This is a genomic window from Aquitalea sp. LB_tupeE (assembly GCF_013391415.1).
GTDB lineage: Bacteria > Pseudomonadota > Gammaproteobacteria > Burkholderiales > Chromobacteriaceae > Aquitalea.
In genome coordinates this window covers 1-1,127 of record NZ_JACAXB010000059.1, presented here as the reverse complement: position 1 = coordinate 1,127, position 1,127 = coordinate 1, and the positions used below count along the sequence as shown (strand labels likewise).

Below are 1,127 nucleotides of genomic sequence, written 5' to 3'. Positions count from 1 at the left end.
TGTAGCGGTGATAGCCTTTCGGAACACTGTCCACGATACGGACTAGTGCTGCAGTTTTGTTGTGAGCGATGGGTGTTGAAGCAGACATAGAGGTTTTCTCATTCGGTAGGTGATGCTCTGTATAGCGAAGAAAACCTATGTCCTTGCAATGTGATTCGGTAGCTACGACTGGCACGTAATGATGTTCCAAGATTTTCATCACATTTCGCTATACACCATCAGGAACGATGTGTTTTCAGGGCAGGCAGCCAGGTGTGAATCTGGCAGGCTCGCATGCACGGTGTTCTGCGTTATGCCCCTTTACTCTGGTGAGGAGGCAAAGCGCAGGACGCCAAACTGCAAACACACACATGTCGAAAGACACGCGAAAAGCTGCCAACTTTTCGTACACCGCCTTAGCTGCATGCCGGGTAACGCTGGCTGGTGCGGCTGAAATGGGCGCCTATGGCAGACATGCCATGCTCGACCCGATCTACTTTAGAGGTTGGGCGACACGGAAACGGGAGCTGCGGTAACGCAGACCAACCCTGCTGAGATGTGAACCGGTGAAAATCCGGACTTCGGGACGTTTGGAAATGAACGGCGTGACGAAGACTGTGCGTGTAGGCTGCTGATGCGTCAGAAATGACGTAGGTGTACCGGGTTAAAAATACGCAGGGGGCATCACCTTCTGTCCTGGGTACATGGCACCACCGTAATGGGTGGGTCGCTGGATAGCTTAAGCATGTAAATAGAGGTGAGAGTCCTCTTTATCGCAGTAAGAAACCTTGGCTGCGCCCCTGTATGGGGTGATTCATTGATGACGAGTGGTGGCGGGTAAGTTGCGGCTATGGAACATCGCGCGACAGAAACCGGGCAACCGGGTAAGCGTATGCGATGCCATCACTTTGAAATGACGTATTCCTAAATCGTGGTTTCGACACAATCAGCTAACGTGGGAATCTCTGACGGCCATTTGACCGGGTTGGCACCTGGAACGGCACAAGAGAGGGAGCGGCGGAGAGTAGAGTTTGAGCAAATCTCGAGACCTAATCAGTCAAGGGAGGCGTGAACTGGGCAACCGGTACTCGAAAACTGCCAGCGGTGGAAAATGTGTGTGCCCCTACGGGGGAAGGGCTTGGCGGCCC

The 1,127-nt window shown here is 53.1% G+C and carries 1 pseudogene; it reads right to left on the bottom strand.

Annotated elements, in window-relative coordinates:
- Nucleotides 1–199: pseudogene (locus HWX34_RS21150) on the bottom strand (hypothetical protein); the annotation flags it as partial.
- Nucleotides 200–1,127 lie beyond the last annotated feature (928 nt).